Annotated in this window: 4 protein-coding genes; all 4 read left to right on the top strand. The window is 68.3% G+C overall.

Going from position 1 to position 4,698, the window contains the following annotated elements:
• The first annotated feature begins 1 nt into the window (after position 1).
• The gene (locus AC08OP_RS09670; RefSeq protein ID WP_476613882.1) at positions 2-418 is read left to right on the top strand and encodes a hemerythrin domain-containing protein; all 417 of its coding nucleotides are present in this window, start codon (positions 2-4) and stop codon (positions 416-418) included.
• Between the two features lie 631 nt (positions 419-1,049).
• Positions 1,050-2,573, top strand: a complete 1,524-nt coding sequence (locus AC08OP_RS09665; protein ID WP_476613881.1) for an alkaline phosphatase PhoX — start codon at positions 1,050-1,052, stop codon at positions 2,571-2,573.
• Between the two features lie 289 nt (positions 2,574-2,862).
• Positions 2,863-3,732 (top strand): HalD/BesD family halogenase, encoded by an 870-nt coding sequence (locus tag AC08OP_RS09660; protein ID WP_476613880.1) that lies wholly within the window; start codon positions 2,863-2,865, stop codon positions 3,730-3,732.
• Positions 3,733-3,812: 80 nt separating this feature from the next.
• On the top strand, positions 3,813-4,698 hold an 886-nt coding region (locus tag AC08OP_RS09655; RefSeq protein WP_476613879.1), incomplete at its 3' end, for a class I SAM-dependent methyltransferase.

The raw sequence follows: 4,698 nt of genomic DNA, 5'->3' as shown, positions 1-4,698 counted from the left end.
GATCAGAGAACATGACCAGGTCATCGATCTCATCGCCGACACGCACGAGGCGTATCGGCAGGGTGATGTCGAGGCGATGGCGGCACTCTGTGAGCAGATGTCGGCGGTTCTCCATCCGCAGACGGTGGTGGAGGAGCAGGGCCTGTTCCCCGCGATGGCACTCGAGTTCCCCGAACAGATCGCGATCCTGCAGAGCGAGCACCGCCGGATCGAGGCTGTGCTCGCCGGGGCGACCGACGGCACCGCCCGGGTCGATCCCGCTTGGCCGACACGCGTCATCGATGCGCTGAGCCTGCTACGCAGGCACATCGCGAAGGAACAGGACGGCGTGTTCCATGCCGCCGTCTCGATTCTCAGCAACGAACAATGGAACCGTCTCGGCGAGATCCGCCAGGCGCTGAAGCTCGTAAGTTCCTGAAACCTCGTGCGATGACCGACTCCCTCGCCGGGACGGCCGGCTCCAGGCATCAGATCAGGCTCCGGGCATCGGCCGTTGCGGCGGGGTCGGGCCGGGATCGCTCCCGGGCACGCCGGTACGGGACGTGGCGGTACCGGATATGGCGGTACCGGACGTCGCTGTACCGGACGTGGCGATACCAGATGTGGCTCTACCGGACGTCGTTGCGCCGGACCCGCAGATAGGCCTGATAATCGGCCGCCCACTTCCGGTGGGCGGCCGCCTGCCACTGCCGCAACGCCGGCAGGCCCATCGCCGCCCGGGCCGGGTTGAGGCGCCCCGGAGTTTCCGGACAGGGGATCCACCAGGATTCTCACGGAAAGGAACGGGATCGAGTGCCAGGAAAACAGGAACGCCGCTGGACGGTTCGTGCCGCGGTCCCGCCGACACCACGCCTACTTCCGTTCCTAACTGTGGGTTACCGGCACTATGGGTTGCCGGCACTGTGGGTTGCCGGGACATGCCGACCAGATACCGTAACCTCGTATTTCATTCAGCCTTAACATTCTGGCTGCGTGTTGTCTCCTGTGCTCTGCGTGGGCAGCTGCCAGCCTGTCGGCTGGTCCGGAACGATCGGTATGGGAGGCTGAACGTGGTTCAGATCAACAGGCGCGCACTGCTGAGCAGGGGTGCGACGGCCGTGGGCGGGGCGGTAGTGGCGTCGGCTCTGCTACCGGCCCTGGAGAACGCGGCCCTGGCCGCGCCGCCCCCGCCCACCGGCGGGCCCTACACCGGCGGCTACGGTCCGCTCAGCCCGCTGGCTCCCGTCAACGAGCCGGGCGGCACCAAGTACCTCGCGCTGCCGGCCGGATTCAGCTACGTGGCGCTGGCCAAGACCGGCACGCCGCTGGTGAGTGACCCGAACACCCCGAACCCGGTCAACCTCGACGGCATGGGTGCGTTCGGGCTGGCCGGAGGACGGGTGCGACTGATCCGTAACAGCGAGGACCGGTCCCCGGCCGGGTCGGGCTCGGTCAAGGGCCCGGACGGTACGAAGTACGACCCGAAGGCCTTCGGCGGGGTCACGGTTCTCGACTTCGATCCGAAGACCCGCACGATCGTCAACGACTACATCGGCCTGAACGGGACCACGGTCAACTGCGCCGGCGGCCAGGCCTACCGGTACAAGGGCTGGATCACCTGCGAGGAGACTGTCGTCGGCCCGGCGGACGGCTTCGACAAGAAGCACGGCTACGTCTTCCTGGTCCCGGCGGGCGCGGGCACGACCGTCCCATCGGTGCCGCTCACCGCGTTGGGCCGCTTCTCCCACGAGGCGGTCGCGGTCGACCAGCGCACCGGTGTGGTGTACCTGACCGAGGACGCCGGCTCCGGCCGCGGCTCGGGATTCTACCGGTTCATCCCCAAAGACCCGGACAAGTTGGAGAAGGGCGGGCTGCTGCAGATCCTGGCGGTCACGGGCAGGCCGCAGGTCGACCTGCGGGAAGGGCAGCGGCGCGGGATGTGGCTGCCGGTAGAGTGGGTCGACATCGACAACCCCGACCCGGACCCGATCGTCGAGGCCGAGAAACCGAACCCGACCAGTGTGTTCGCGCAGGGCTGGGCCGGCGGCGCGGCGAAGTTCAACCGGCTGGAAGGTACCTGGGCAGCAGGTTATTCGATCTTCTTCGCCTCCACCAGCGGCGGGGATGTCAAGAACGGCGACGTCAACTCCGACGGTTTCGCGGAAGGCTACGGCCAGATCTGGCAGTACCAGCCCGCCGCAGGGCGGGGCCGCCGCACCAGCGGGAGTCACGCCGACGCCGGCCGGCTGCGCCTGGTGTTCGAATCACCCGGCGGGTCCGTCCTCGACTCACCTGACAACATCACGATGACTCCACAGGGCAGCCTGTTGCTGTGCGAGGACGACGCCGGTGGTAAAGACGGCGACACCCACCCCCTCGCCCCTGGCATCACCGACGTCAACCGGCTGATCGGCCTCACCCAGGACGGGAAGGCCTTCGAGTTCGCGGTGAACTGCTTCAGCGACTCCGAATGGGCCGGCGCCTGCTTCAGCCCGGACGGCCAGACACTGTTCGCGAACGTCTTCGGCGCCTCTGAGGTGGGCAGCGGTTTCACCGCGGCCATCACCGGACCGTGGCGCCGCGGCGTCCTGTAACACGGCGGTCAGGAGCGCGGGCCGCGGCACGGTGCGAGCCGTCGGCGGTGCCGTCTCCCGGGGAGAGCAGCGCATGGCGTGGCGCCCCGGGGGACGGCACCGGGCCATGGCTTCTCATCGCCGCGATGTGAGCTGGATTCGCGTCCCATGCGAGCACAGTCGTGCGACATCTCACACTGGCTTTCGCCATCCCGAGCATCGGGTGACCATGTGACACATCACATCGAGGTCGTGGACGGGGTTCCCATCGGCGGCCCGATGCCGCCGCGTAGCGGCGGAGAGGAGTCACATGGTTGCGACGGAAACCTGGTCCATCAGCGAGCTGATCGATACGGTTCGTTACCCTCTCACCGACCCTTCGAGCCGCGCCTGGCGGGACATCGTCTCGTGGGCCCGGGAAGAACTGCGCACTCGCGGGTGCTGTGTCCTCCCGGGATTCGTCCGGCCCACCGCATTCACCGCGTTCGCACAGGAGTGCGCCACCGTCGCTCCGCTCGCGTATGACGAGGTCGAGACGGTCAACGCCTACAACATCGCGGTCGACCCGTCGTTGCCGGCCGATCATCCGGGCCGGTTCACGATGCGGCGAGGGAACGCCTTCGTCGCCCGCGACCAGATTCCCACCGAATTCGCCGTCCACCGGCTCTACACCAGCGAGCTCTTCCAGCATTTCATCGCCGGCTGCTTCGACCTGCCGAGAGTCCACGAACTCGCCGACCCGCTGGCCGGGCTGTGCCTCAACGTCATCGCCCCCGGGCTGGAGCACCCCTGGCACTTCGACACGAACGAATTCGCGGTGAGCCTGCTCACGCAGGCGCCGCGGGCCGGGGGCGACTTCGAGTACTGCCCGAACATCAGGTCCGCGCAGGCGGAGAACTTCGCCGGCGTGCGGGCCGTGCTGGCGGGCGAGGGCGGCCATCTGGTCCGGCGTCTCACCCTCCGGCCTGGTGATCTCCAGCTTTTCCTGGGCCGCTATTCGATGCACCGGGTGAGCCCGGTCGAGGGCGACACGGCCCGGCATTCCGCAATCTTCGCCTACACCGGGCACCCCGAGGTCGTCGGCAGTGTCGCGCGCACGAAGCAGCTCTTCGGCCGGGTCCTCCCGCGGCACCTGGCGGCAGAGAAGAGCGCGGTCCGCGTCGACCAGCTGCTGGACTAGCTGGATCAGAACGCGGTCGGCAAGCTGCGTCAGCACCGGCCCATCTGCCCCGACCGCCCGTCACAAGGAGCGCCAGACGCGTGTATTCCGACGACAGCAGATATTCTGCCGAGACCATCGACTCCGACGGAACCACGAATTCCTCCGAGGCCGCGTACTCCACCAGGACGACGCGGTTCGACGACAGCGGGAAGATCTCGCTCGACCACATCTACACGCAGCCCGACCCACACGCCTACTTCAGTACCCTGCGGAAACTCGACTACTGTATCCCGCAGCTCGCCAAACCGTACTTCAGCCAGCTCATCCGGGAATTCCGGATGGTTCGGGGACGACCGCCGACGGTCCTGGACGTGGGCTGCTCCTACGGGATCAACGCCGCGCTGCTCCGCTGTGACGTGACGTTGGACGACTTGCACGAGGGCTACGCACCGCCCGGGAGGCGGCCGACCCGGGACCTGCTGCTCGCCCGTGACCGCGAGCTCGTCCGGTCCCGCGACGGGCTGGAGGCGAGCCAGTTCCTCGGCCTGGACAGCTCGGGGCCGGCCCTCTCCTACGCGCTCGCGGCCGGGTTCCTCGATGCCGCCGTGCACGCCAACCTGGAGGACCGTGACCCGACCGACGCCGAACGGGAGCGGCTCGCCGGAACGGACATCGTCGTCTCGACGGGCTGCCTCGGGTACGTCACCGAGCGAACCATCGCCCGGGTGGCCCGCGCAGCCGGTGAGCGCAGGCCGTGGATGGCCCACTTCGTGCTGCGGATGTTCCCGTTCGAACCGGTCGAGGCGACGCTCACGAGGCTCGGGTATGAGACCGTGCACGTCGACCGCGTCTTCCGGCAGCGGCGCTTCGCCTCCGCCGAGGAGCAGTCGCTCGTGCTCGACACGCTGTCCACCGTCGGCGTCGATCCACGGGGGCTGGAGGCCGAGGGCTGGCTGTACGCCCAACTGCACATCTCCCGGCCGG

The organism is Frankia sp. CeRuru1, assembly GCF_977966315.1.
The sequence above is the reverse complement of the archived record's forward strand: the minus strand, read 5'-3'. Positions and strand labels throughout refer to the sequence as shown.